General features: G+C 67.8%; 22 protein-coding genes, 1 tRNA gene and 1 other RNA gene. 12 read left to right on the top strand and 12 right to left on the bottom strand.

Going from position 1 to position 23,007, the window contains the following annotated elements:
• Positions 1 to 3 precede the first annotated feature (3 nt).
• A complete protein-coding gene (gene efeB / locus WFH00_RS04710) occupies positions 4 to 1,311 on the top strand; it encodes an iron uptake transporter deferrochelatase/peroxidase subunit (protein ID WP_336659477.1) in 1,308 nt (435 codons plus the stop codon).
• On the opposite strand, the gene WFH00_RS04705 is transcribed toward efeB, so the two are convergent.
• From WFH00_RS04705 to aceE, 7 genes are all read right to left on the bottom strand, one after another.
• Positions 1,293 to 2,081, bottom strand: a complete 789-nt coding sequence (locus WFH00_RS04705) for a glutamine amidotransferase (protein WP_336659476.1) — start codon at positions 2,079 to 2,081, stop codon at positions 1,293 to 1,295. The genes efeB and WFH00_RS04705 overlap by 19 nt on opposite strands.
• A 28-nt stretch (positions 2,082 to 2,109) precedes the next feature.
• On the bottom strand, positions 2,110 to 3,348 hold the full coding sequence (locus tag WFH00_RS04700; RefSeq protein WP_336659475.1) for a beta-ketoacyl-[acyl-carrier-protein] synthase family protein: 1,239 nt from the start codon (positions 3,346 to 3,348) through the stop codon (positions 2,110 to 2,112).
• Between the two features lie 126 nt (positions 3,349 to 3,474).
• Positions 3,475 to 3,723, bottom strand: a complete 249-nt coding sequence (locus WFH00_RS04695; protein ID WP_010157098.1) for an acyl carrier protein — start codon at positions 3,721 to 3,723, stop codon at positions 3,475 to 3,477.
• A 92-nt stretch (positions 3,724 to 3,815) separates the two neighbouring features.
• Positions 3,816 to 4,820: a beta-ketoacyl-ACP synthase III gene (locus WFH00_RS04690; RefSeq protein ID WP_336659474.1), complete on the bottom strand. Its 1,005-nt coding sequence runs from the start codon at positions 4,818 to 4,820 to the stop codon at positions 3,816 to 3,818.
• A 19-nt stretch (positions 4,821 to 4,839) separates the two neighbouring features.
• Positions 4,840 to 5,760 (bottom strand): ACP S-malonyltransferase, encoded by a 921-nt coding sequence (locus WFH00_RS04685; RefSeq protein WP_336659473.1) that lies wholly within the window; start codon positions 5,758 to 5,760, stop codon positions 4,840 to 4,842.
• 111 nt (positions 5,761 to 5,871) lie between these two features.
• Positions 5,872 to 7,080, bottom strand: a complete 1,209-nt coding sequence (locus WFH00_RS04680; RefSeq protein WP_336659472.1) for a PucR family transcriptional regulator — start codon at positions 7,078 to 7,080, stop codon at positions 5,872 to 5,874.
• Positions 7,081 to 7,111: 31 nt separating this feature from the next.
• Positions 7,112 to 9,838 carry a pyruvate dehydrogenase (acetyl-transferring), homodimeric type gene (aceE, locus tag WFH00_RS04675; RefSeq protein ID WP_336659470.1) on the bottom strand — a complete coding sequence of 909 codons (2,727 nt, stop codon included), beginning with the start codon at positions 9,836 to 9,838 and terminating at the stop codon, positions 7,112 to 7,114.
• A gap of 213 nt (positions 9,839 to 10,051) precedes the next feature.
• Here aceE and WFH00_RS04670 point away from each other — a divergent pair, with 213 nt between their 5' ends.
• A complete protein-coding gene (locus WFH00_RS04670) occupies positions 10,052 to 10,513 on the top strand; it encodes a peroxiredoxin (RefSeq protein WP_336659469.1) in 462 nt (153 codons plus the stop codon).
• Positions 10,514 to 10,613: 100 nt separating this feature from the next.
• Positions 10,614 to 10,687 (top strand) — tRNA-Val (locus WFH00_RS04665).
• A gap of 45 nt (positions 10,688 to 10,732) precedes the next feature.
• On the opposite strand, the gene WFH00_RS04660 is transcribed toward WFH00_RS04665, so the two are convergent.
• A complete protein-coding gene (locus tag WFH00_RS04660) occupies positions 10,733 to 11,218 on the bottom strand; it encodes a glutathione peroxidase (RefSeq protein WP_336659468.1) in 486 nt (161 codons plus the stop codon).
• Between the two features lie 164 nt (positions 11,219 to 11,382).
• On the opposite strand from WFH00_RS04660, the gene WFH00_RS04655 reads away from it, so the two are divergent.
• A complete protein-coding gene (locus WFH00_RS04655; protein ID WP_336659467.1) occupies positions 11,383 to 11,955 on the top strand; it encodes a flavin reductase family protein in 573 nt (190 codons plus the stop codon).
• Positions 11,956 to 12,059: 104 nt separating this feature from the next.
• Positions 12,060 to 13,154 carry a glutathione S-transferase family protein gene (locus WFH00_RS04650; RefSeq protein WP_336659466.1) on the top strand — a complete coding sequence of 365 codons (1,095 nt, stop codon included), beginning with the start codon at positions 12,060 to 12,062 and terminating at the stop codon, positions 13,152 to 13,154.
• Between the two features lie 3 nt (positions 13,155 to 13,157).
• On the opposite strand, the gene WFH00_RS04645 is transcribed toward WFH00_RS04650, so the two are convergent.
• The 4 genes from WFH00_RS04645 to WFH00_RS04630 form a co-directional block, all read right to left on the bottom strand.
• The gene (locus tag WFH00_RS04645) at positions 13,158 to 14,408 is read right to left on the bottom strand and encodes an MFS transporter (RefSeq protein WP_336659465.1); all 1,251 of its coding nucleotides are present in this window, start codon (positions 14,406 to 14,408) and stop codon (positions 13,158 to 13,160) included.
• 116 nt (positions 14,409 to 14,524) lie between these two features.
• On the bottom strand, positions 14,525 to 15,172 hold the full coding sequence (locus WFH00_RS04640) for an MBL fold metallo-hydrolase (RefSeq protein ID WP_336659464.1): 648 nt from the start codon (positions 15,170 to 15,172) through the stop codon (positions 14,525 to 14,527).
• A gap of 85 nt (positions 15,173 to 15,257) precedes the next feature.
• Entirely contained in the window at positions 15,258 to 16,103 is an 846-nt protein-coding gene (locus WFH00_RS04635; RefSeq protein WP_336659463.1) for a universal stress protein, read from the bottom strand.
• A 51-nt stretch (positions 16,104 to 16,154) separates the two neighbouring features.
• Positions 16,155 to 17,591, bottom strand: a complete 1,437-nt coding sequence (locus WFH00_RS04630) for a glyceraldehyde-3-phosphate dehydrogenase (RefSeq protein WP_336659462.1) — start codon at positions 17,589 to 17,591, stop codon at positions 16,155 to 16,157.
• A gap of 244 nt (positions 17,592 to 17,835) precedes the next feature.
• Between WFH00_RS04630 and WFH00_RS04625 the strand changes: the two genes are divergently transcribed.
• The 7 genes from WFH00_RS04625 (at position 17,836) to WFH00_RS04595 (ending at position 22,961) form a co-directional block, all read left to right on the top strand.
• Complete coding sequence (locus WFH00_RS04625) at positions 17,836 to 18,741, top strand: MetQ/NlpA family ABC transporter substrate-binding protein (protein WP_336659461.1); 906 nt, start codon at positions 17,836 to 17,838, stop codon at positions 18,739 to 18,741.
• A gap of 84 nt (positions 18,742 to 18,825) precedes the next feature.
• Entirely contained in the window at positions 18,826 to 19,854 is a 1,029-nt protein-coding gene (locus tag WFH00_RS04620; protein ID WP_336659459.1) for a methionine ABC transporter ATP-binding protein, read from the top strand.
• On the top strand, positions 19,855 to 20,520 hold the full coding sequence (locus tag WFH00_RS04615; protein ID WP_336659457.1) for a methionine ABC transporter permease: 666 nt from the start codon (positions 19,855 to 19,857) through the stop codon (positions 20,518 to 20,520).
• A 5-nt stretch (positions 20,521 to 20,525) separates the two neighbouring features.
• Positions 20,526 to 21,383, top strand: a complete 858-nt coding sequence (locus WFH00_RS04610) for a Nif3-like dinuclear metal center hexameric protein (protein WP_336659456.1) — start codon at positions 20,526 to 20,528, stop codon at positions 21,381 to 21,383.
• A gap of 43 nt (positions 21,384 to 21,426) precedes the next feature.
• Positions 21,427 to 22,161: a zinc ribbon domain-containing protein gene (locus WFH00_RS04605; RefSeq protein ID WP_336659455.1), complete on the top strand. Its 735-nt coding sequence runs from the start codon at positions 21,427 to 21,429 to the stop codon at positions 22,159 to 22,161.
• 83 nt (positions 22,162 to 22,244) lie between these two features.
• Positions 22,245 to 22,624: RNase P RNA component class A (gene rnpB, locus WFH00_RS04600), an RNA gene on the top strand.
• Between the two features lie 133 nt (positions 22,625 to 22,757).
• A complete protein-coding gene (locus WFH00_RS04595) occupies positions 22,758 to 22,961 on the top strand; it encodes a methionine aminopeptidase (protein ID WP_336659454.1) in 204 nt (67 codons plus the stop codon).
• Positions 22,962 to 23,007 lie beyond the last annotated feature (46 nt).

Genomic DNA, 23,007 nt, shown 5'->3' with positions numbered 1-23,007 from the left:
ACGATGCAGCACGATTCCGATACCGCGAGCGAGGTGAGTGAGGCGAGCGAGGGCCCGAAGCTTCGCCCGTCACGCCGTGGGCTGTTCGGCCTGGTGGGCGCGGGCGTCGCGGGTCTCGCCGTCGGCGCTGCGGGCGGAGCCGCGCTCGCAGCTCCCGCTTTGGCAAGCGGCGGATCGGGCGCGGTGCCGTTTCACGGAGCGCACCAGGCGGGCGTCACCACGCCAGCGCAGGATCGCCTCCACTTCGCCTCGTTCCGCATGCTCGCGGGCGCGACTCGCGAGGATCTCATCGAACTCCTCCGGGATTGGACGACCGCTGCAGAATCCCTGACGCGCGGTCTCGCGGTCGGCACCGGCGTCGAGCCGGAGCACGAGTTGCTGCCGCCGGAGGATACGGGGGAGGCGGAGGGGCTCGATCCTGCCCACCTCACCCTCACCTTCGGCCTCGGCCGCTCCCTGTTCGAACCCCGCGACGGCGTCGACGACCCGTTCGGTATTGCCGAGCGCCTCCCGGCGGCGCTCAAGCCGCTGCCCTCGTTCGCCTTCGACCTGCTGGAGCCCGAGCAGAGCGACGGGGATCTCTGCGTGCAGGCGTGCGCCGACGATCCGCAGGTCGCGGTGCACGCGATCCGCAATCTCGCCCGAATCGCCGCGGGCCGCGCCCATCTCGCGTGGAGTCAGCTCGGTTTCGGCCGCACGGCGTCGACCTCGCGAGCGCAGGACACGCCTCGCAATCTCTTCGGTTTCAAGGACGGCACCGCGAACATCATGGTCGAGGAGTCAGCCGCGCTCGCCGAGCATGTCTGGGCCGGCTCGGAGGCCCCCGCCTGGATGCAGGGCGGAACGTATCTGGTCGCGCGCAAGATACAAATGACCATCGAGAGCTGGGACCGTGCGTCGCTCGCGGAGCAGGAGCGCGTCTTCGGCCGCACGAAGCGCGAGGGCGGCCCGCTGTCGGGCGGCGGAGAGTTCGAGGAGTTCGACTTCACGGCGCCCGACCCGAGCGACACGACGAAGCCGGCGGTGGACATGGCGGCGCACGCGCGGCTCGCGCACCCGGAGAACAACGGGGGAGCTCGCCTGCTGCGTCGCGGATACAACTACGTCGATGGATCGAACCCGCTCGGCCAGCTCGGCGCGGGGCTCTTCTTCATCACGTTCCAACGCGATCCCGAGGCGTTTGTGACTGTGCAGCGCTCGCTGAAGGCGGATCTGCTCAACGAGTACATCCGTCACGTCGGTTCGGGGCTGTGGGCGGTGCCGCGCGGCGTGCAGCGCGGGGAGTACCTCGCTCAGGCGCTCTTCGAGTAGCTCGGCGACTCGGCGAGCGGGCTGCGGTCGCCGCGATTCGAGTCCAGGTACTCCTCGACGAAGCGCGCCAGCACCATGTGGGATGCCCGCACGTCAGCGGCCTCGGCGGTCGCGATAATCGCTTCCGCCTGCGACGGCTCGAAGTAGCCGTGCCCGGCGTAGGACCGCACGCGCGAACTGAAGGCGGCGGTATCGAGCTCCGGGTGGAACTGCGTCGCGTAGACGTTCCGACCCACGCGGAAGGCCTGCACCGGGCACGTGGGGGAGCTCGCGAGCACCGTAATGCTCGCGGGCACCTCGCTGATCGCCTCCTTGTGCCCGACGAACGCGTCGAAGGACTCGGGGAGCTCGTGCAGCAGCGCGTCGACTCGCCCGGCGTCCGTCAAGCTGATGCGCACCGCCTGCGAGGGCTCGCCGTAGGTGCGGTCGACGCGCGCCCCCTGGTGCGAACCGATAGTGCCGACCCCGTAGCAGACCCCGAGGAAGGGAAAGTCGCGGCGCACGACCTCGTCGAGCAGCACCGCGAGATCGCGCTCGACGCGACGCTCGGTCGCGGACTTGCGCTCCTCGGGCTCGCTGACCGTGAAGGGGCTCCCCGCGAGGATGATCCCCGAGAACTCCGCGAACTCGATCGGCTCGAGCGGCGCGCGATCCGCCCGGATCCACGCGAGATCCTCGGGCAGCAAGCCGGTCAAGCGGCAGTACGCAGCGTGCTCATCGGCAGCGACATCGTCCTCGCTGCGCGTCGTGATGAGCAGGAACGGTTTCATCCCTCTACCGTACCGCGGGAGCCGCGGGTTACTCGTAGGAGCGGATCGCGAGCACGGCGTTGTGGCCGCCGAAGCCGAAGGAGTTCGAGATCGCCAGCTGCGGGCCATCGCCGAGCTGCTGCGCGCTCCCCGAGACCGAGAGCGGAATCTCGGGATCCTGGTCGACGAGGTTGATCGTCGGCGGGGCAACGCGCTGCTGCACGGCCAGCACCGAGAAGACGGCTTCGAGAGCGCCCGTCCCACCGAGGAGGTGGCCGGTCGCTGCCTTCGTCGCCGACACCGGGATCTCGGTGACGCGGTCGCCGAAGACGTTGCGCAGCGCCGTGTACTCGGCGATGTCGCCCACGGGCGTCGAGGTCGCGTGCGCATTGATGTGCGTGACATCCTCGGGCGTCGCGTTCGCGCGCTCAAGGGCGAGGTGCACCGCGCGGATGGCGCCCTTGCCCTCGGGGTCGTTCGCCGTGATGTGGTACGAATCAGCGGTCACGCCGCCGCCGGCGATCTCCGCGTAGATCTTGGCGCCGCGGGCGAGCGCGTGCTCTTCGGTCTCCAGCACGAGTGCGGCAGCGCCCTCGCCCATGACGAAACCGTCGCGGTCGATGTTGTAGGGGCGGGAAGCCGTCTCGGGGGAGTCGTTGCGCTTCGACAGCGCCTGCGCCGAGTTGAAGGCGGCGAGAGTAATGGGGTGGATCGCGGCTTCGGCGCCACCGGCGATTACCACGTCGGCGAGACCGAGCTGCAGGTGCTCGTACGCGTTCACGACGGACTCGGTGCTCGACGCGCAGGCCGAGGCCACGGTGCGCGCATACGCCCGAGCCTCGAGGTGCATCGACACCGCCGCTGCGGGTGCGTTCGGCATCAGCATGGGCACGGTGAGCGGCATGACGCGGCGCGGTCCCTTTTCGCGGAGCGTGTCCCAGGCATCAAGCAGGGTCCAGAGACCGCCGATGCCTGTGGCCCAGTCGACGCCGAGGCGCTCGGAGGCGACCTCGGGGGAACCGGCGTCGGCCCACGCCTCGATCGCGGCGACGAGCGCGAAGCGGCTCGAGGGGTCCAGCCGCTTGGCGACCGGCCGATCCAGCACTTCCGCAGGATCGACCTTCGCGGTACCCGCGAAGGTCACCGCAAGACCGTACTCGTCGGCCCAACCGTTGTCGAGCGAGCGCACACCGGACTCGCCGGCGAGCAGTGCCTGCCAGCTTTCGGGTGCCGTTCCGCCGATCGGCGAGGAGGCTCCAATGCCGGTAACGACAATCTTCTTCGTCATGTGTGCGTGCTCCGCGATGTGGGGTGGGGCCGGAAAGATGGGGGTCGGAGAGAGCGGGCGCGGCGGCTGGTGGCCGCTCGGACGCGGGCCACGGAAAGCCGCCGCGCCGCGCTCAGCACCGAGTGCTTAGGCCTGAGCCTTGACGATGAAATCGACGGCGTCGCCCACGGTCTTGAGGTTCTTGACTTCCTCGTCCGGGATCTTGACGTCGAACTTCTCTTCAGCGTTCACGACAATGGTCATCATCGAGATCGAATCGATGTCGAGGTCATCGGTGAAGGACTTGTCCAGAGCGACAACGTCCGCCGCAATGCCGGTCTCGTCGTTGACGAGCTCCGCCAGACCAGCCAGGACCTCTTCGTTGCTGAATGCCATGTGTATTTCTCCTTGATATCGATTTGGGTCGGTGAAAGTGTATGTCGCCGCGGCGCCCCGCGGGTTTCGGCGCGCGAGTGTCGCGCAGCGCATCAGGGGATCTCGACCACCTGAGCGCCGTAAACGAGGCCCGCGCCGAAGCCGATCGTGAGGGCGAGCCCGCCTGACAGCTCGGGTCGCTCCTGCAGCAGCGCGTGCATCGCGAGCGGAATCGACGCGGCCGAGGTATTGCCCTGCATCTCGATGTCGCGCCCGATCGCCACGGTGTCGGGAAGCTTCAGCTGCTTCGCGAACTCGTCGACGATGCGCATATTGGCCTGATGGGGAATGAACGCCGCGAGATCCGCCGCCTCGATGCCCGAGGCCTCGAGCGTCTGCCGAGCGACCTTGGCCATTTCCCAGACCGCCCAGCGGAAGACCGTCTGGCCATCCTGACGAAGCGTCGGCCACGGCACGACGCCGGGGTTGTTGCGGTACTCCTCGAAGGTCGAGGTCACCCGGATGGTGTCCCACTTCTCGCCGTCGGAGCCCCAGACGGTGGGGCCGATCCCGGTGTGATCGCTCGGGCCCACGACGACCGCTCCCGCGCCGTCCGCGAGGAGGAAGGAGATGCTGCGGTCGCTGGGATCCACGATGTCGGAGAGCTTCTCCGCGCCGATCACGAGGACGTTGCGGCACACGCCCGAGCGCACGAGCGCGTCGGCCTGCGCGACGCCGTAGACGTAGCCCGCGCACGCAGCGGAAATGTCGAAGGCAGCCGCGGGAGTGAGGCTAAGCCGGTGGGCTGCGAGCGAGGCCATCGACGGCGTCACCGCGACGTTCGAGATCGTGGAAATGATCACCCCGTCGATCTCTGAACGGTCGAGACCCGACTTCGTGATGGCTTCCTCGCCGGCGGCAACGGCGAGGTCGACCGCCTCGACCGAGCGGCTCGCGCGACGGCGCTGGATGATGCCGGTCCGCTGACGGATCCACTCGTCCGAGGAATCGATCGGGCCGACGAGGTCGTCGTTCGGCACGTCGAGGTCGCCGCGGGCGGCGCCGATCGAGAGGATGCGAGTGTGCGCGGGGCCCGAGGGCTGCACGAGAGCAGGCATTTGCAGATTTCCGTTCCGGTCAGGCCGCGGCACCAGTGGCGAGAGCCACGGCCGCGTCCAAGTCTTCGGGGGTCTTGATGGCGACGGCGGGCACGCCCTTCAGTGCGCGCTTCGCGATGCCGGAGAGGGCGCCGGCCGGGAGCAGCTCGATGAGCCCGCTGATGCCGGCCTCCTGGAAGCCCGACATGCAGAGATCCCAACGCACCGGGCTAGCGATCTGCGACACGAGGCGCGCGACGAAGTCGGTGCCGCTCGTCACACGCGAGCCATCGGCGTTGGTCCAGAGCGGGTGACGCGGATCCGACGGCGTCACACCCTCGGCCGCCTCGCGCAGCACCGGAATCGCCGACGACATGGCGTCGGTGTGGAAGGCGCCTGCCACCTGCAGAGCGATCACACGGGCACCGCGGGGCGCGTCGGCCGCGAGTGCCTCGAGCGCCGGGCGCGGCCCCGCAGCGACGATCTGCCCGCCGCCGTTGCGATTCGCCGGGGTGAGCCCATGCTCCTCGATCTTGGCGAGCACATCGGCCTCGACACCGCCGACTACCGCCGCCATGCCCGTCTCAACACGAGCGGCCGCCTCGGCCATTGCGCGCCCGCGCACAGCCACGAGACGCAACGCGTCGCCCTCCGAGAGCACTCCCGCGGCTGCCGCGGCCGCGAACTCGCCCACCGAGTGACCCGCGAGGCCCGCGTCCGCGATCGAGACGCGAGCCGAAAGCTCACGCCACGCGAGGATGCTCGCCGCAACGATCAGCGGCTGCGCGATCGCGGTGTCGCGGATCGTGTCCGCGTCGCTCACGGTGCCGTGAGCGATCAGGTCGATGCCGGCGTATTCCGACGCATCACCGAGGAAGTCGCGCGCGCCGGGAAGTTCGAGCCACGGGGCCAGAAAGCCGGGTGTTTGAGAGCCCTGTCCGGGGCTGGCGATGACAATCACGTGTTCCAGTTTCTCAGATAGAAGCGGCAAGACATGCATATTACCGACCACAGTTCGTGGATTTCTTTGTCGGAAAGCGCAGCAGACGTGGCGCTCGGGGCGGTCACCTCGTTACTGCCGAGGCCCCTCGCGCTTGCGCAGCGACGGGCGACGGCCGTGCTGCGCGATCGATCCCGCGATGAGCGCCGACTGCAGAATCAGCGCCTCGCGTGCGCCCGTCGCGTTCCAGCCGATGACGTCCGAAACCTTCTTGAGCCGGTAGCGCACCGTGTTCGGGTGCACGAAGAGCTCGCGAGCCGTCGCCTCCAGCGAGCGCCCGTTGTCGAGGTAGCACCACAGCGTCTCGAGCAGCTCACCCGAGTGGGCCGCCAGGGGCTCGTAGATCTGCTCGATGAGCGTGCGACGCGCGAGCCCGTCACCCGCGAGCGCCCGCTCAGGGAGCAGATCGTCGGCGTGCACCGGTCGGGGGGCGTGGCGCCACGACCGGGCGACCGCCACACCCGCGAGAGCCGCGCGCGCACTCCGCGATGCGTCCACCAGGTTGTCGACGGTCGGTCCGAGCACGAGCGGTCCGTCCGAGAAACCGTCCGCGAGCCCCGTCGCGATCTCGAGGAACGTCAGCGGTTCCTCCTCGGAGCCCGGTTCCTTCGCAGCACTATCGACGCGACCGAGCACGAGCACGAGGCGCGTACCCTGCAGGCCGATCAGCACGTCGGCACCGGCGTGACGCGCAGAGCGGCGCAGCTGATCCACATCGACGAAACGCTCTGCCGTGCCCACGAGCACCGCGGCCTCGCCGTCGCCATGCCACCCGAGGGCGGCGATGCGGCTCGGCAGCTCATCGTCGCTCTCGCCCGTGAGGATCGAGTCGACGACGAGAGCCTCGAGGCGAGCGTCCCAGAGCCCGCGTGCCTCAGCGGCCCGGGCATACACGTCAGCCGCGGCGAACGCCACGTCGCGTGAGTAGTGCAGCACCGCCTCGCGCAGCGCCTCACTCCGCGGGGCGACGCGCTCCTCGACGACCGACACCACAACGCGGATCAGCTGCAGCGTCTCCTGCAAGCTGATCGAGCGCAGCAGCTCGCGCGGCGCGGAACTGAACACGTCGGACGCGATCCACGGCGTCGACGTCGGATCCTCGTACCACTGAATGAACGAACTAATACCCGTCTGCGCGACGAGCCCCACTGCGGAGCGGCGGCTCGGCGGCATGTTGCCGTACCAGGGGAGCGTCTCGTCGAGACGAGTGATCGTTCTCGTCGAGAGCTCCCCGGTGATGGTGCGCAACCAGGCGAGTTCCCCTGCCTTCATCTGGTCCATGCGCGTGACTTCACGAAGCCTTGACGCTCACTCAGGACTCTCCACCCGCTCCGCCCGTGGTGCCGGCGTTCACGTCGCTGAGACGGTACTGCTCGGCGGCGCGGCGGGGGACATCCGCGTCGATCTTGCCCTGCAGTGCGAGACGCTGCAGCACCTTGACGACGACCGACTCGCGGTCGATGCCGAAGTAGCGGCGAGCGGCGGCGCGGGTGTCGGAGAAGCCGAAGCCGTCGGCGCCGAGCACGGAGTAGTCGCCCGGTACGAACGGGCGGATCTGCTCCGGCACCTGGGTGGCCCAGTCGCTGACGGCGACCACGGGGCCCTCGGCGTCACGGAGCTTCTCGGTGAGGTACGGCACCTGAGGATCGTCGCCGAAGTTCTGGAAGTTGTGCTTCTCGGCGGCGACGCCGTCGCGGCTCAGCTCGGTCCAGCTCGTGACGCTCCAGACATCGGCCGCCACGTCCCAGTCGCGGGCGAGGATCGCCTGGGCCTCGAGGGCCCAGGGAACCGCAACGCCCGACGCGAGGATCTGCGCGTGGTGCGTGCCCTCGGAAGCGGGGCGCACGCGATGAATGCCGCGGACGATGCCCTCGACATCGACGTTCTCCGGCTCGGCCGGGTGCACGATCGGCTCGTTGTACACGGTGAGGTAGTACATGACGTTGGGGTCCGGGTGCTGCCCGCCGTACATGCGCTCGATGCCCGAGCGCACGATGTGACCGAGCTCGTAGCCGTACGCGGCGTCGTAGGAGACGACAGCGGGGTTCGTCGCCGCGAGAGCGATCGAGTGACCATCCGCGTGCTGCAGGCCCTCGCCCGTCAGTGTGGTGCGACCCGCGGTGGCGCCCACGACGAAGCCGCGCGCCATCTGGTCACCGGCCGCCCAGAAGGCGTCACCGGTGCGCTGGAAGCCGAACATCGAGTAGAAGATGTAGATCGGGATCAGCGGCTCGCCCTGGGTCGAGTACGAGGTGCCGACCGCGGTAAAGGCAGCCGCAGCGCCGGCCTCGTTGATGCCGACGTGCAGGAGCACGCCCTGCGGGCTCTCCTTGTAGGCGAGCAGCAGCTCGCGGTCGACGGAGACGTAGTTCTGCCCGTTCGGGTTGTAGATCTTCGACGTCGGGAAGTACGAGTCCATACCGAAGGTGCGGGCCTCGTCGGGAATGATCGGCACGATGCGCGGCCCGAAGGACTTGTCGCGCATGAGGTCCTTCAGCAGACGCACGAACACCATCGTGGTCGCAGCTTCCTGCGTGCCCGAGCCCTTCGCGGCGATCGCATAGGTCTTCTTCTCGGGGAGCGCGAGCTCGGTGTGCTTGGTGCGGCGCTCCGGCAGGTAGCCACCCAGCGCGCGGCGGCGCTCGTGGATGTACTGGATCGCCTCGTCGTTCTCGCCCGGGAAGTAGTAGGGCGGGCGGTAGGGATCCGCCTCGAGCTGCGCGTCGCTAATGGGGATGTGCATGGTGTCGCGGAACGTCTTGAGGTCGTCCAGCGTCATCTTCTTCATCTGGTGGGTCGCGTTGCGGCCCTCGAAGTGCGGGCCGAGGCCGTAGCCCTTGACCGTCTTCGCGAGGATCACGGTCGGGCGGCCCTTGTGCGCGAGTGCGGCCGCGTATGCCGCGTATACCTTGCGGTAGTCGTGGCCGCCACGGCGGAGCTTCCAGATCTGGTCGTCGGTGTAGTCGTCGACGAGGTGCAGAGCGCGCTCGTCCTTACCGAAGAAGTGGTTGCGAATGTACGCGCCGTTCTCGGCCTTGTACGTCTGGTAGTCGCCATCGGGCGTCGTGTTCATGACGTTGAGCAGTGCGCCGTCGATGTCGCGCTCGAGCAGGTCGTCCCACTCGCGGCCCCAGATGACCTTGATGACGTTCCAGCCCGCGCCGCGGAAGAAGCTCTCGAGCTCCTGGATGATTTTTCCGTTGCCGCGCACCGGACCGTCGAGGCGCTGCAGGTTGCAGTTGATCACGAAGGTGAGGTTGTCCAGGCCCTCGTTCGCGGCGACCTGCAGCTGGCCGCGGCTCTCGACCTCGTCCATCTCGCCATCGCCCAGGAACGCCCACACATGCTGGTCCGAGGCATCCTTGATGCCGCGGTTCGTGAGGTACTTGTTGAGCTGCGCCTGGTAGATCGCGTTGATCGGACCGAGGCCCATCGACACCGTGGGGAACTGCCAGAACTCGGGCGCGAGGCGCGGGTGCGGGTAGCTCGGCAGGCCGCCGCCCGGGTGCGACTTCTCCTGACGGAAGCCGTCGAGCTGATCCGCAGTGAGCCGACCCTCGAGGAAGGCGCGGGCGTACATGCCGGGGGAGGCGTGGCCCTGCGCGAAGATCTGGTCGCCGCCGCCCGGGTGATCCTGCCCGCGGAAGAAGTGGTTGAACCCGACCTCGTAGAGCGAAGCCGCCGAGGCGTACGTCGAAATGTGACCGCCGACGCCGATCCCGGGCGCCTGCGCGCGATGCACCGTCATCGCAGCGTTCCAGCGGAGCCAGGAGCGGTACTTGCGCTCGAGCTCCTCGTTGCCCGGGAACTCCGGCTCGTCATTGGAGGCGATGGTGTTCACGTAGTCCGTAGTAGGCACCTGCGGCACGTTGAGGTGCAGCTGACGCGAGCGGTCGAGCAGGCTCGTCATGATCTCGCGGCCTCGACCGGCACCGCGTTCCTCGACGACGGCGTCGAGGGACTCGCGCCACTCAGCCGTCTCCTGCGGATCCTGATCGTTGTTGTCCCGTGCGTACGGATCCTGCGTGTTCACAGCCAAGATTTGTGCTCCATTCACCATGAGGCGTGCGCGAGCTGGGGGCCGGTTGTTGCCTGAGCGCGCAGCACGAAGGCGCCCGCTGGATTCGCGGGTGTGTCTTCAGACTATCGAACTTATGTGAGGATCCCGACAAAGGGTCGCGGGGAAGGCTAGGGTAAAACCGGCAAAATCCACTGCACGAGGGGCGTTCACCGCCCAGAACTGGAGACGCACATGGTGCCCGCGGCCGGCGAAATCGCCCCCGATTTTACACTTTCGGATCAGCACGGCGAGGAGCTCGTGCTGTCGGAACTCGTCACCGACGGGCCGGTCGCCCTCGTGTTCTTCCCGCTCGCGTTCTCGGGCATCTGCACCGGGGAACTCTGCGCGCTCCGCGACAACCTCGCGCTGTTCGAGGAGCGCGGTGCGCGGCTCCTCGGCATCTCCGTCGACTCCGTGCACGCGCTCCGAGCCTGGGCGGCGCAGGAGGGCTACGACTTCTCGATCCTCTCGGACTTCTGGCCGCACGGAGCGACCGCCCGCGATTACGGGGTCTTCGTCGAGGAGGCGGGCATCGCGACCCGGGCGACGCTCTTGATCGGGCAGGATCGACGCATTCTGGCGTCCTTCGAAACCGCTCCGGGAGAGGCCCGCGATCTCGCGGCGTACCGCGAGGCGCTCGCGACGCTGGCGTAGGGCTCAGCCGTGAGGAGGTTCCGCGGCGCGCGATTCGCTCCCGCCCCGCGGTTTCCCCTATGCTGTGTGAGGTCGGAATCCGCTTGCGCGTTCCGGTTTTGCGCCTGTAGCTCAGTTGGTTAGAGCATCTCGTTTACACCGAGAGGGTCGGGGGTTCGAGTCCCTCCGGGCGCACCGTATTGATCGGCCGGACGTTCGGCGCGGGGCCCGATCCGCCACTTAGCGGGGGAGCGCGGCCTCGATCGCCGCGATGACCGCCGGATCATCGGGCTCGGTGGTCGGGCGGAAGCGCGAGACCGAACCATCGGGCGCGACGAGGAACTTCTCGAAGTTCCACTTGATGCGGCCGGCCTTGCCGTCGGCATCCGGCACCTCTCGCAGCTGCTCGTACAGCGGGTGCTTGTTGCGGCCGTTCACCTTGATCTTCTCCATCAGCGGGAACGTCACGCCGTATGTCGCTGAGCAGAAGGTCGCGATAGTCTCGGCGTCCCCTGGCTCCTGATTCATGAACTGATTGCAGGGGAACCCGAGCACCGTGAGGCCCCGATCCTCGTACCGCTGCTGCAGCGCCTCGAGTTTCGAATACTGGGGCGTCAGGCCGCACTTCGACGCGACGTTCACGACGAGCACGGCGCGTCCCTCGTAATCCGCGAGCGATGCCGGCTCGCCATTGATAGTGGTGAACGGGATTTCTCGCAGTTCCATGACGCCAGCTTACGCTTCGGCCCAGGAATGTCGGCGGTCGACGATATGTTGAGGTACATGACGAGCAGGGCGCTCGAGTGGGCAATCGATGAGAACTGCGCTCGAGTTGCGCTCGCGCTGCCCCGCGATCGGGGTCGCGCACGAAGACGAGAGGCAGGGACCGCATGAGCCTGGCAACGGAGAAGACGACGGCGCTTCCGAGCGCAGTAAGCGCGGAAGAGGCGGCGGATCGCGCCGAAAAGCTGGTGCTTTCCGGCGCCGAGGCGCTCAAGGCTGCGTTCCGTGAGCACCCGTCGGGTGTCTCGCTCATCACGGCCATGACCCCGGAGGGTCCCGTCGGTCTCACGGCCTCGAGCGTGGCGTCGGTGGGTATCGATCCGCCGGCGATCGCCTTCTCCGTGACGCGCGCGACCGGCAGTGCGGGTGGCGTGCTCGGCGCGGAGACCCATCTGGTCCACCTGCTGGACTCGCGTCACGCCGCGGTTGCGCAGGCCTTCGCGGTGTCGGGAGCCGAGCGTTTCACCCCCGAACAGGGGTGGAGCTTCCTCGAGACCGGTGAGCCCCACCTCGAAGCCACCCGCGTCGCGCTCCGCTGCCGTCCGATCCAGACGACTCCCGTCGGCCCGTCCGTCGTCGTCATCGCCGAGGTGATCGAGGCGGTGTTCGGTGAATCGGCCGACCCGATGGTCTATGTGAATCGGGAATTCCACACCCTTCCGTCGGCGGATCGCCCCTAGCATCGAAGCAGCTGCGTGCGACGAGCAGACCGCTTCGCACGCGGGGCGCGTCGCGGCGAGCGGCGCGCAGAGCTGACCGCAGTACTGACCGAACGGGGGCACCGATGGCTGAGCGCACTGACGAGCAGCGGATTGAGCAGCAGACCGAGCAGAGCATGGGGAGCTATGTGACGGGAGGCCAGGCCTTCGAGCGCGACACGCAGTACATCGAGGATCGGATCGTCGCCGAACCCGACGCCGTGCGGAACCTCCCCGCGCCTCCCGCTTCGAAGATCGGCTCGCTCGGCTACGGCCTGAGCGACGGCGCCGAAGCATGGCCCGTGGAGCCGGGCCGTTACCGACTCGTCGCGGCGGCCGCGTGCCCCTGGGCCAATCGCACACTCATCGTGCGGCGCTTGCTGGGCCTCGAAGACGTGCTCTCGCTCGCGCAGCCGGGCCCGATCCACGACGCGCGATCCTGGACCTTCGATCTCGACCCCGACGGTCGTGACCCCGTGCTCGGAAGCGAGCGGTTGCAGGAGCACTACTTCCGGCGCTTCCCGGGCTATCCGCGAGGCATCACCGTTCCCGCGATCGTCGACATCCCGAGCGGCGGGGTGGTCACCAACGACTACCCGCAGATGACACTCGACTTCTCGACGGAGTGGCGCGAGTTCCACCGTCCCGGTGCGCCCGACCTACTGCCGGCGAACCTCTTCGATGAGATGTGGCCGGTGATCGAGCGGATCTTCACCGAGGTGAACAACGGGGTGTACCGCTGCGGCTTCGCCGGCAGCCAGGAGGCCTACGACGCAGCATACGAGCGCCTCTGGACCGCGATGGACTGGCTCGAAGAGCGGCTCTCGACGCGACGCTACCTGATGGGCGAGACGATCACCGAGGCCGACGTGCGCCTCTTCACGACCCTCGCACGCTTCGATCCCGTGTACCACGGGCACTTCAAGGCGAACCGGAACAAGCTCAGCGAGATGGAGCACCTGTGGGGCTACGCGCGTGACCTCTTCCAGACGCCAGGTTTCGGCGACACCATCGATTTCACGCAGATCAAGCAGCACTACTACGGCACGCACGCCGACATCAATCCAACGCGGATCGTGCCGCTCGGGCCCGACCTCGCGAACTGGCGCGACCCTCACGGGCGCGAGCGCCTCGGGGGAGCACCGTTCGGTGATGGTACGCCTCCGACACCCCTCGCCTAGCGGCTACTCCGTTCCGACCGGCTGAGGCACTCGGATCCCGACAGTGTCGAGATTGTTAGCCTTGTCGCGGCGTTCCACAGCGACGGCCGCGAGCGCGAGCACCAAGCCGGCTGAGGCCAGCGAGACGCCCACCCACCCGGGCGCCAAATAGCCGAATCCGCTGGCGATAACGAGACCGCCGAGAGCCGCTCCCAGGCTGTTTCCGATGTTAAAGGAAGCGTGATTCATTGCAGCGCCGAAGAGTTCCGCTTTCCCCGCGACGCGAATCAAGCGGGACTGGATGGACGGAGTCAACATCGACGAGGTGGCGCCGAGCAGGAACGTGCAGATGACGAGGCCCGCGGGGCTCCAGGCGAGCAAAGAGTATGCGATCAGCACGACGATGAGTCCGCCGAAACCGATGAGCGTCGTGCGATTGATGTTCTTGTCGCTCGCCCAGCCACCCACAACATTGCCGATCGTCATTCCGACGCCGAGTCCGGCGAGCACCCACGGCACGGTGCTGGGAGCGAGACCTGCAACGCGCGTGGTGACCTCGGCGATGTACGAGTACACCGCGAAGAACCCACCGAATCCGATTGCGCCCACAGCGATCATGAGCCAGAGACGCGGGTTGCGAAGCGCAGACAGCTCCTTCAGGGGACTGCGCTCCGGGTTGCCCGGGTAGCGGGGGAGGAAGACCAGGCAGAGGATCAGCGTCGCCGCGAAGATCACGGCGACTAGCACGTACGCCCATCTCCACCCGGCGGTCTGCCCGATCCACGTGGCGAGCGGCACGCCGATGACATTCGCCACCGCGAGGCCAGAGAGCGCGAGGGCGATCCCGCGCCCCTGCATCCCGGGACCCATGATGCGGGCGGCGAGCAGCGAGGCCACGCCGAAGTAGGCCCCGTGTGGAAGAGCGGAAATGAAGCGCGCGACGAAGAGCGAGCCGAACGTCGGCATGAACACGGAGGCCAGCGTGCCCAGGATGAAGAGCCCGAGCAGCAGGAACGTGAGCTTCGACTGCGACATCCGGGCCGCGAGCACGGCGAAGGTCGGCGCCCCCACCACGACCCCGAGCGCGTAGGCAGTGATGAGCCACCCCGCCTGCGCGATCACCGTGGTCGGCGACTCGGCGAAGCCTGGCAGCAGGTCAGCGGCGATCTGCGGGAGCACACCCATCGTCGCGAATTCGGTCACGCCGATCCCGAACCCGCCGAGAGCAAGCGCGAACAGTGCGAAACCTCGCCGGAGCGGGGTGAGCTGAGTCATCTGCGGAGACCTTCCCGAGAAATGGATCGTCGGCAGCGGTCGGCGCAGGCCGGTCTGCGAAGCGCTGCCGCACGAGGGCAACCTGAATAGCCTAGTCGCTTTCGGGCCGGGCAGTGTCAGAAGCCGCGTGCCCGCCAAGCGTCGAGGTCGGGTCGCTCGACCGCGATCGTCGTGGAATCGCCGTGACCCGGGCGCGCGACCGTTTCTCCAGGAAGCGTGAACAGGCGCGTCTCGATGGAGTCGAGGATCTGGTCGAAGCTCGAGTAGTCCCAGCGAGTCGCCCCCGGCCCGCCGGAGAAGAGCGTGTCGCCGGAGAACACGGTGTCGAGGGCCGGAGCTGCGAAGCAAACGGAGCCAGGGGTGTGGCCCGGAGTGTGCAGCGTCGCGAGTTCGACGCCGGCCACGAGAAACGTTGCGCCCTGGGCGAGTTCGATGTCGGGCGCGGAATCGGCGCCGTAGGTGCTCTGCCAGAGGAACAGATCAGCGGGATGCAAGTAGACGAGCGCGTCGAGACGTTCCGCGAGTTCGACGGCGGCGTTCACGTGATCGTTGTGCCCGTGAGTGAGCAGAATCCCGAGCGTCTCACGGTCGCCGACCGCCGTCGCGATCGCCGCGGCATCGTGGCTCGCGTCGATGACCACCACCTGCTCGTCGTCACCGACGATCCACACGTTGTTCTCGATCGGGAGCGCCTCGGGTTCCGGGCCGCCCCGATCGACGAGAAGACTGCCGTGCGTGACGACCCGCTCGATGCGTGCGTTCATGGTGCGCCTTTCTGTGTCGTTCGTCTCGAGTCAGGGCTTCAGAATCACGCGACAGGCCGCGACGCCCGCCGCGCGACACCGCGAGCTATGCGCGAGTGACGATGGTCGGGCAGGGGAGCGCCTGCAGCACTCCGTGACTGACCGAGCCGAGGAGCAGACGCGTGATGCCACCGCGACCGCGGCTGCCGACGACCAGCAATTCGGCACCTTCGGCGGCTTGCACGAGTGCAGCGACAGGCGGCGACTGCACGATCTCGCGTCGCACCTCGAGGTCGGGGTAACGCTGAGTGAGGCCCGCCGTGCCGATGGCGATGGCCTCTTCGGCAACCGCGCGCTGCGACTCAACGAGTTCCTCGCTCCACAGGTACTCGAGGCCCGGCGTGAGCGGCGGCATCCACGCGTACACCGCGACCAGCGGGACATCGCGGCGGGAAGCCTGTTCGGCGGCGAACTCGATAGCCTTGCGCGACGCCTCGGAGCCGTCGACGCCGACGACGACCGGCGCGTTGGGCGACGGTTCCGTCTTCGGGATCACGGCCACAGGGCAGCGGGACGTTGCGGCGACCTTCACGGCGCGCGTACCGAAGAACGAGCCGGAAAAGCGCCCACCCTGGTGTGCGCCTAGAATCACGAGGTCCGAGCGCTTCGACGCCTCTTCGACCTCGGCGATCGGGTGTCCCACCACGGCGGTGCCGACGATGGGACCGGTGAAGCCCAGCGACCGCGCGTATTCTGTCTCGACCTGGAGCATCTGCTCAGATGCGGCCTGCGCCTCCGAGAGGAAGGCAACGCTCTCGGAGAGGAACGAGTCGTCGGCGACGTGGATGAGTTCGACTGCCGCCCCGCGCTCGGTTGCGCGCGCGAGGCCCCAGGCGAGGGCGACCCTGCTCTGCTCGGATCCATCGACTCCAATGAGGTACTTCTCAGACATGATCTGTCCTTTCTCTCTTTCGACGTGGGTGGCGAGCAGGGCCGCGACGACTCAGCTTTCGAGCGCCGGCAGGTGCGCCGGGTGCACGCCCGCGAGGTGCTCGACGATGCGGACGACCTGGCAGCTGTAACCGTACTCGTTGTCGTACCAGACGTACACCACTGCGCTGTCACCGGTGACGATGGTCGCGAGACCATCGACGATCCCGGCGCGGTTCGAGCCGACGAAGTCGGTCGACACGATCTCGTCGGACTCGACGTAGTCGATCTGCGTGCGCAGGGCCCCTGTCAGCGACACCTGCTCGAGCGCCGCATTAACCTCTTCACGCGTGGTCTCCTGCTCGAACTGCAGGTTGAGCACCGCCATCGACACATCGGGCGTGGGAACGCGGATCGCGTTGCCGGTCAGCTTGCCGGCGAACTCGGGCAGCGCCTTCGCGACGGCCTTCGCTGCACCGGTCTCGGCGAGCACCATGTTCAGCGCGGCGGCGCGGCCGCGGCGGGCGCCCTTGTGGAAGTTGTCGGTGAGGTTCTGATCGTTCGTGTACGAGTGCACGGTCTCGACGTGCCCGCGGCTCACTCCGAAGCGGTCGTTCAGCACCTTCAGCACCGGCGTGATCGCGTTCGTCGTGCACGATGCCGCGCTCAGAATCGGCTGATCCGTGATCGCGTCGTGATTCACGCCGTAGACGACGTTCAGCAGGTCGCCCTTTCCGGGCGCGGTGAGGAGCACGCGCCCGATCCCGGTGTTCTTCAGGTGCTGCTCGAGGCCCTCGGCATCGCGCCAGCGGCCCGTATTGTCGACGAGGATCGCGTCCTCGATGCCATACTGCGTGTAGTCGACGTCCGCGGGGTCGTTCGCGTAGATGACCTGGATGCGCACGCCGTTCGCGAGGATCACGTTCTCGTCCTCGAGTACCTTGATGGTGCCGTTGAACGCGCCGTGCACCGAGTCGCGCTTGAGGAGATTCGCGCGCTTCTCGAGGTCGTTCTCCGAACCGCGACGCACGACTATGGCGCGCAAATTGAGGCCGTTGCCGCTGCCCGAGTGCTCGATGATGATACGAGCGAGCAGGCGCCCGATCCGCCCGAAGCCGTAGAGCACGACGTCGGTGCCGCCGCCGGGCTGCGCACCGATCGCCGGTGCGAGAGCCGACCGCAGGAAGCCGTCGAGGTCGTCGCTGCCGGAAGCGCGGAAGTCGTTCGCGAGCAGCGCGAGGTCGACCGACACGGGGCCGGGCTGGATCTCCGCGATCGCCGAGACGATGGCCGAGGTCTCTTCGAGCGGCAGTTCGACATCGTCGATCTTGCGCGCGAAGCTGTGCGCCCGGATGATGTCGACGGGTGAGCGGCCGATCAGACTGCGGCCGTGGATGGACATCACGACGTCGTGGTCACGGTACAGCTGGCCGATGAGCGGGATCATCCGCTCGGCGAGTTCCTGCTTCGCCTTCCACGCTTCGAGATGAGCATCAGCACGATGGTTCATGTGAACGGTGGGTTCCTTCCAAGGGATGACATGGGGGATCGGCCTGCCCGCCGGAGACGTTGGACGCCTGCCTCCAGTATCCCATGGACCACCCCCGCGCCAGGCTGAGCGCGCCATGACGCTGTGTGACACGAATGATTTCGTCAGGACGGCTCTGTAGCGCATGCTGGAATGCGACAGCAATTCCCGCGGCAGGGCCCGCAGCTCCGAGTGCCCGCCCGTATCGATGTATTGAGGACTGACGATGACCTTCACCAAGCGCGGCACCTGGGCCGCTTCGCTCACCGCCCTCGCCCTCGCCACCGCGACGGCGCTCACGGGCTGCTCGGCTTCCGACGACGGCGGCGATTCCGGCGCCGACGAGACCGTCAAGATCGGCGTCGTGGGCGCGAGCGACGCGTACTGGGAGACGTTCACTGACGCCGCCGCGGAAGAGGGCATCAACGTCGAGCTCATCGACTTCACCGACTACAACCAGCCGAACCCCGCGCTGAGCGAGGGCGAGCTCGATCTGAACCAGTTCCAGCACATCCAGTACCTCGCCGACTACAACGTGTCGAACGACGACGATCTTGTCACCATCGGCGCGACCGCGATTTACCCGCTCGGCATCTTTTCCACGAAGCACGACACCCTCGAGGACATCCCGAAGGGCGGCACCGTCGCAGTGCCCTCCGACCCGAGCAACCGCGCGCGTGCGCTGAACGTGCTGCAGGCGGCCGGCCTCATCGAGCTCTCCGACGGGGGCACGCTGTTCTCCACGCCCGACGATGTCGACACCGCGAAGTCGAAGGTGGAGGTCACCGAGATGGACGCGTCCTTCACCGCGACCTCGCTCGCGGACGTCGACGCGGCGGTCGTGAACAACGACTTCGTCACCGACGCGGGCCTCGAGTTCTCGGAGGCGCTGTACCAGGACGATCCGAGCGACGAGGGCGCGAAGTACTTCATCAACATCTTCGCGGCGCGGGCTGAGGATCAGGACAACGAGACCTACCAGAAGCTCGTGGAGATCTACCAGACGAACCAGGACGTTCAGGACGGCGTGATGGAGAACTCCGGCGACTCGGCGATCCTGCTCGATACCCCGGCAGATGAGCTGCGTGAGATCCAGGATGACGCTGAGGCGCAGATCCGGGAGAACCAGTAACCGTCAATGTCGTAAGCACCGCATAGGATCGGGGCGTTCGGAAGTTTCCGAGCGCCCCGTTTCCGTGATCCGAAGGGAGACGCGATGACCCGCGTCCAGATGATCGGCGTGTCGAAGCGCTACCCGGGCCGCGGTGGGAACGCCGCTCCGGTGGTCGCCGTCGACGACGTATCGATCGACGTCGCATCCGGCGAGATCCACGCCATCATCGGCTATTCCGGGGCCGGCAAGAGCACGCTGCTCAGGCTCGTGAACGGCCTGGAGCACGCGACGGGCGGGCGGATCCTGGTCGGCGAGGACGAGATCACCGCGCTCCCCGAGTCGAAGCTGCGAGACGTCCGCGGCCGCATCGGCATGATCTTCCAGCAGTTCAACCTCTTCCACTCGAAGAAGGTTGCGAAGAACGTCGAGTATCCGCTCATCGTCGCAGGAGTACCGGCGGCCGAGCGCAAGCGCCGCGTTGCGGAGATGCTCGAGTTCGTCGGCCTCGCCGACAAGGCGCAGGCGTTCACGGACCAGCTCTCGGGCGGTCAAAAGCAGCGCGTCGGCATTGCGCGCGCCCTCGCGACGAGCCCGGGCGTGCTCCTCGCCGATGAGGCGACGAGCGCGCTCGATCCGCAGACCTCGCGAGAGGTGCTCGCGCTGCTGCAGCGAGTGAATGCGGAACTCGGCATCACGATCATCCTCATCACGCACGAGATGGAGGTCGTCCGCGAGATCGCGCACCGCGTGACGGTCATGGACTCCGGTCGCGCCGTCGAGCAGGGCGAGGTCTTCGACGTCTTCTCGGCGCCGCAGTCCGACACGACGCGGCGCTTCGTCGCGACCGCGCTGCCGACCGAACCCGCTGCCGAGCACCTCGAGGAACTGCGCAAGCGGCACCGCGGCCGCCTCGTGTCGCTGACCTTCCGAGACGGCGATGTGGATCAGCCGCTGGTGTTCCGCACCCTCGCCGAGCGCGGCGTCGGCGTGAACATCGTGCACGGCGGCATCACGGACGTCGGCGGGCGCAGTTTCGGGCGGCTCACGCTCGAGCTCATCGGTGAGGACCTGAAGGTCGAGCACGCCGTCGCTGCGCTCGCTCAGGAGACGACGCTGGAGGTGCTGGCCTAAATGGACAACCTGCTCGAACTGCTGCAGAACGGCAAGTTCCTCGACGCGACCGTGCAGACGCTGACCTACGTCGTCATCGCCATGGGCCTCGGCGGCCTGCTCGGGCTCCTCATCGGGGTTCTGCTCACGGTCACGCGCCAGGGCGGTATCTTGCAGAACCGCGCCGTCTACTGGGTGCTGAACTTCCTCGTGAACTTCTTCCGGCCTATCCCGTTCGTCATTCTCATCGCGGCGATCCAGCCCCTGGCACGCGTCGTAGTCGGCACGGGCATCGGCGATCCGGCCCTGATCTTCGTGCTCACCTTCGCGGCGACCTTCGGTATCGCGCGGCTCGTGGAGCAGAACCTGCTCACGGTGCCTCCGGGAGTGATCGAGGCATCCCGAGCGATGGGAGCGGGCCCGATTCGCTCGATTCTCGCGGTGCTCATCCCCGAGGGGCTCGGGCCGGTCGTGCTCGGTTACACCTTCGCGTTCATCGCGGTCGTCGATATGACCGCGATGGCGGGTGTCATCGGCGGCGGCGGGCTCGGAAACCTGGCGCTGCAGTACGGCTACCGGCAGTTCAACCCCTGGGTGACCTGGGCCGCGGTGCTCATCATCATCGTGATCGTGCAGATCGTGCAGTTGCTTGGCAATCTGCTCGCGCGAAAGCTGCTGCGGAGGTGAGCGGGATGGGTGAAGAGGTAATAGTCGAAGAGCACTCGCACACGCTCAGTGAGTTGCGTGAGATTGCTGACGAGTTCTGGCCCGTCTCTACCGCGGAGAGCTGGGATCGCGTGGGGCTCGTGTCGGGGGCGGACGACGCACCGCTCCGCCGCGTGCTGCTCGCCGTGGACGCGACCCGCGTCACCGTGGACGAGGCGCTGGCGTGGGGCGCGGACGCGCTGTTCACGCATCACCCGCTCCTGCTGCGCGGCGTTCACACGCTCGCCGAGGACACGTCGAAGGGGGCACTGCTCGCGCGCCTGATCCGGGGCGGGTGCGGGCTGTACGCCGCGCACACGAACGCGGATCAACCCGCGGGCGGCGTCTCCGCGGTGATCGCGGAGCGGCTCAGGCTCCTGGGTGCGACGCCGATCGTGCCGCACTCGAGCGATCCGACGATCGGGATCGGGCGCGTCGGCGAGCTGCCCGAAGCGATGAGCCTCGCCGCGTTTGCCGAGCGGGTGGCCGCGGTGCTGCCCGAGACGGTGTCGGGCGCCCGCGTCGCCGGCGATCCTGGCCGCCTCGTGAAGCGGGTGTCGCTCCTCGGAGGCGCTGGTGACAGCCTGCTCGATCACCCGGTCGTGCGTTCCTCCGACGTGTACGTCACCTCGGACCTGCGCCACCACCCCGCGCAGGAGGCGCTCGAGAGCGCGATCGCGGGAGGGGGGCCAGCGCTCATTGACGTCGCGCACTGGGCGAGCGAGTCGCTCTGGCTCGAGGGCGCGGCGCGTCGACTCGCTGCGCGGCTCCCCGGCACTGAGTTCCGAGTGAGCACCGCCCGCACTGACCCGTGGGTGTTCTCGGTCGGGGCGCGCGAGCGATGAACGTACTGAGCGGGCCAGGATCGGCCGCGATAGGGTTGCTCCTATGAAGGCCAGCCCGCGCCAGCAGCGTCTCCTGCTCGATCTCCAAGACCTCGACAACACCCTCGCACGGCTTCGCCGCAAGCGCGCGACCCTCCCGGAGCGCGAGGAGCTGAACGGCCTCGCAGCTGAAGCAGCATCGGCGCGCGAGCAGTTCATGGCCGCCCAGCGTGAACTCGACGCGCAGACCGCGGAAATCACCCGAGTGGAGTCGGACGTCGCGCTCGTGCAGCAGCGCCGCGACCGCGACGAGCAGTTGCTCGCCGCGAGCACGTCGAGCAAGGAGGCGCAGGCGCTGCAGACGGAGCTGGAGACGCTGACGCGCCGGCAGTTCGAGCTCGAGGATCGGGAGCTCGAACTCATGGAGGTCCAGGAGCGCGCCCAGGCTGCGTTCGCGGAGGCGCAGACCGTGCTCGCGGGCGTGGATGCGCGGCGCGCGGCGATCCAGCAGCAGATCTCCGAAGCCGAGCAGCGCATCGACCGCGACCTCGCGTCGAACTCGGAGGAGCGCGACGGGCTCGCGGCCGAGCTGCAGCGGGATCTGCTCGGCGTCTACGAAGATCTGCGCGCGCGGATCGGTATCGGAGCCGCACGATTGCGCGGGAATGTTTCCGAGGCGAGCAACATGGCGCTCGCGCCCGCCGAACTCAGCGGAATCCGCGCGGCCGCGCCCGACGAGCTCGTGTTCTGCCCGGGGACCGGCGCGATTCTCGTTCGCGCCGAGGACGCCGAGGCGTAGCAGGCGGAGGAGCGCTCTCCGTCGCGTGGAGTCGTGCGAGCGCCCGAGACCCTCTCACCCGTGCCCTAGACTTGAGCACGGAATGGGTCGGTGAGACGGTCGCGTCAGAACGGGGTTTTGGCCCCGTATCTGCCGAGGAACGTCCGGGCTCCGCAGGGGAGAACGGTGGGTAACGCCCACCCGGGGCAACCCGCGAGAAAGTGCAACAGAGAGTAGACCGCCCCACGGCTCGCCGTGCGGGTAAGGCTGAAAGGGTGGTGTAAGAGACCACCGGCGTTCGTGGTGACACGGGCGGCCAGGTAAACCTCGTTCGGAGCAAGGCCAGACAGAGGATGATGACGCGCCCCGCCGAGTCCTCGGGTAGGCCGCTAGAGGGTGCCGGCAACGGTACTCCGAGAGAGATGACCGTCACCGAGCAGTTCGCTGCTCGCGACAGAACCCGGCGTATGATCCGGCCCATTCCCCTTCTCGCTTCGTTTTCGAGCTGCGCGACACACCCCTCGTGCAGGGGCCCGCGTTCCCCATAGGCTGGAAGCGGACGGCGCGGACGCGTCGCCTCCGGTCGGCATGGCGCGTGAGCGCGGGGAGGAAGATCGATGAGCAAGCAGGAGTGGGGGATCGACGATCCCTCGGAGACGTACTGGTACAACTCGCGCACCGGTCAGGTCGAGGAGGGGCCGCAGTCGCTCTCGGTGGATCGCATCGGCCCGTTCACCACGCGTGAAGAGGCGGCCCGCGCAAACGAGATCGTCGCGGAGCGGTCGAAGGCCTGGCGCGATGAAGAGGCCGCGGAAGACTGAGGCAGCACTGAAGCAGTGCCCTGACGCAGTGCACTGAAGCGATCAC

The sequence above is a fragment of the Leucobacter sp. USHLN153 genome, assembly GCF_037145615.1.
Taxonomy (GTDB): Bacteria; Actinomycetota; Actinomycetes; order Actinomycetales; family Microbacteriaceae; genus Leucobacter.
The sequence above is the reverse complement of the archived record's forward strand: the minus strand, read 5'-3'. Positions and strand labels throughout refer to the sequence as shown.

Excerpts from the sequence above, each read along its gene's own strand:
- efeB (WP_336659477.1), top strand. The coding sequence starts at position 4 with ATGCAGCACGATTCCGATACCGCGAGCGAGGTGAGTGAGGCGAGCGAG.
- WFH00_RS04705 (WP_336659476.1), bottom strand. The coding sequence starts at position 2,081 with ATGAAACCGTTCCTGCTCATCACGACGCGCAGCGAGGACGATGTCGCT.
- WFH00_RS04700 (WP_336659475.1), bottom strand. The coding sequence starts at position 3,348 with ATGACGAAGAAGATTGTCGTTACCGGCATTGGAGCCTCCTCGCCGATC.
- WFH00_RS04695 (WP_010157098.1), bottom strand. The coding sequence starts at position 3,723 with ATGGCATTCAGCAACGAAGAGGTCCTGGCTGGTCTGGCGGAGCTCGTC.
- WFH00_RS04690 (WP_336659474.1), bottom strand. The coding sequence starts at position 4,820 with ATGCCTGCTCTCGTGCAGCCCTCGGGCCCCGCGCACACTCGCATCCTC.
- WFH00_RS04680 (WP_336659472.1), bottom strand. The coding sequence starts at position 7,080 with ATGGACCAGATGAAGGCAGGGGAACTCGCCTGGTTGCGCACCATCACC.
- WFH00_RS04670 (WP_336659469.1), top strand. The coding sequence starts at position 10,052 with ATGGTGCCCGCGGCCGGCGAAATCGCCCCCGATTTTACACTTTCGGAT.
- WFH00_RS04660 (WP_336659468.1), bottom strand. The coding sequence starts at position 11,218 with ATGGAACTGCGAGAAATCCCGTTCACCACTATCAATGGCGAGCCGGCA.
- WFH00_RS04655 (WP_336659467.1), top strand. The coding sequence starts at position 11,383 with ATGAGCCTGGCAACGGAGAAGACGACGGCGCTTCCGAGCGCAGTAAGC.
- WFH00_RS04650 (WP_336659466.1), top strand. The coding sequence starts at position 12,060 with ATGGCTGAGCGCACTGACGAGCAGCGGATTGAGCAGCAGACCGAGCAG.
- WFH00_RS04645 (WP_336659465.1), bottom strand. The coding sequence starts at position 14,408 with ATGACTCAGCTCACCCCGCTCCGGCGAGGTTTCGCACTGTTCGCGCTT.
- WFH00_RS04640 (WP_336659464.1), bottom strand. The coding sequence starts at position 15,172 with ATGAACGCACGCATCGAGCGGGTCGTCACGCACGGCAGTCTTCTCGTC.
- WFH00_RS04635 (WP_336659463.1), bottom strand. The coding sequence starts at position 16,103 with ATGTCTGAGAAGTACCTCATTGGAGTCGATGGATCCGAGCAGAGCAGG.
- WFH00_RS04630 (WP_336659462.1), bottom strand. The coding sequence starts at position 17,591 with ATGAACCATCGTGCTGATGCTCATCTCGAAGCGTGGAAGGCGAAGCAG.
- WFH00_RS04625 (WP_336659461.1), top strand. The coding sequence starts at position 17,836 with ATGACCTTCACCAAGCGCGGCACCTGGGCCGCTTCGCTCACCGCCCTC.
- WFH00_RS04620 (WP_336659459.1), top strand. The coding sequence starts at position 18,826 with ATGACCCGCGTCCAGATGATCGGCGTGTCGAAGCGCTACCCGGGCCGC.
- WFH00_RS04615 (WP_336659457.1), top strand. The coding sequence starts at position 19,855 with ATGGACAACCTGCTCGAACTGCTGCAGAACGGCAAGTTCCTCGACGCG.
- WFH00_RS04610 (WP_336659456.1), top strand. The coding sequence starts at position 20,526 with ATGGGTGAAGAGGTAATAGTCGAAGAGCACTCGCACACGCTCAGTGAG.
- WFH00_RS04605 (WP_336659455.1), top strand. The coding sequence starts at position 21,427 with ATGAAGGCCAGCCCGCGCCAGCAGCGTCTCCTGCTCGATCTCCAAGAC.
- WFH00_RS04595 (WP_336659454.1), top strand. The coding sequence starts at position 22,758 with ATGAGCAAGCAGGAGTGGGGGATCGACGATCCCTCGGAGACGTACTGG.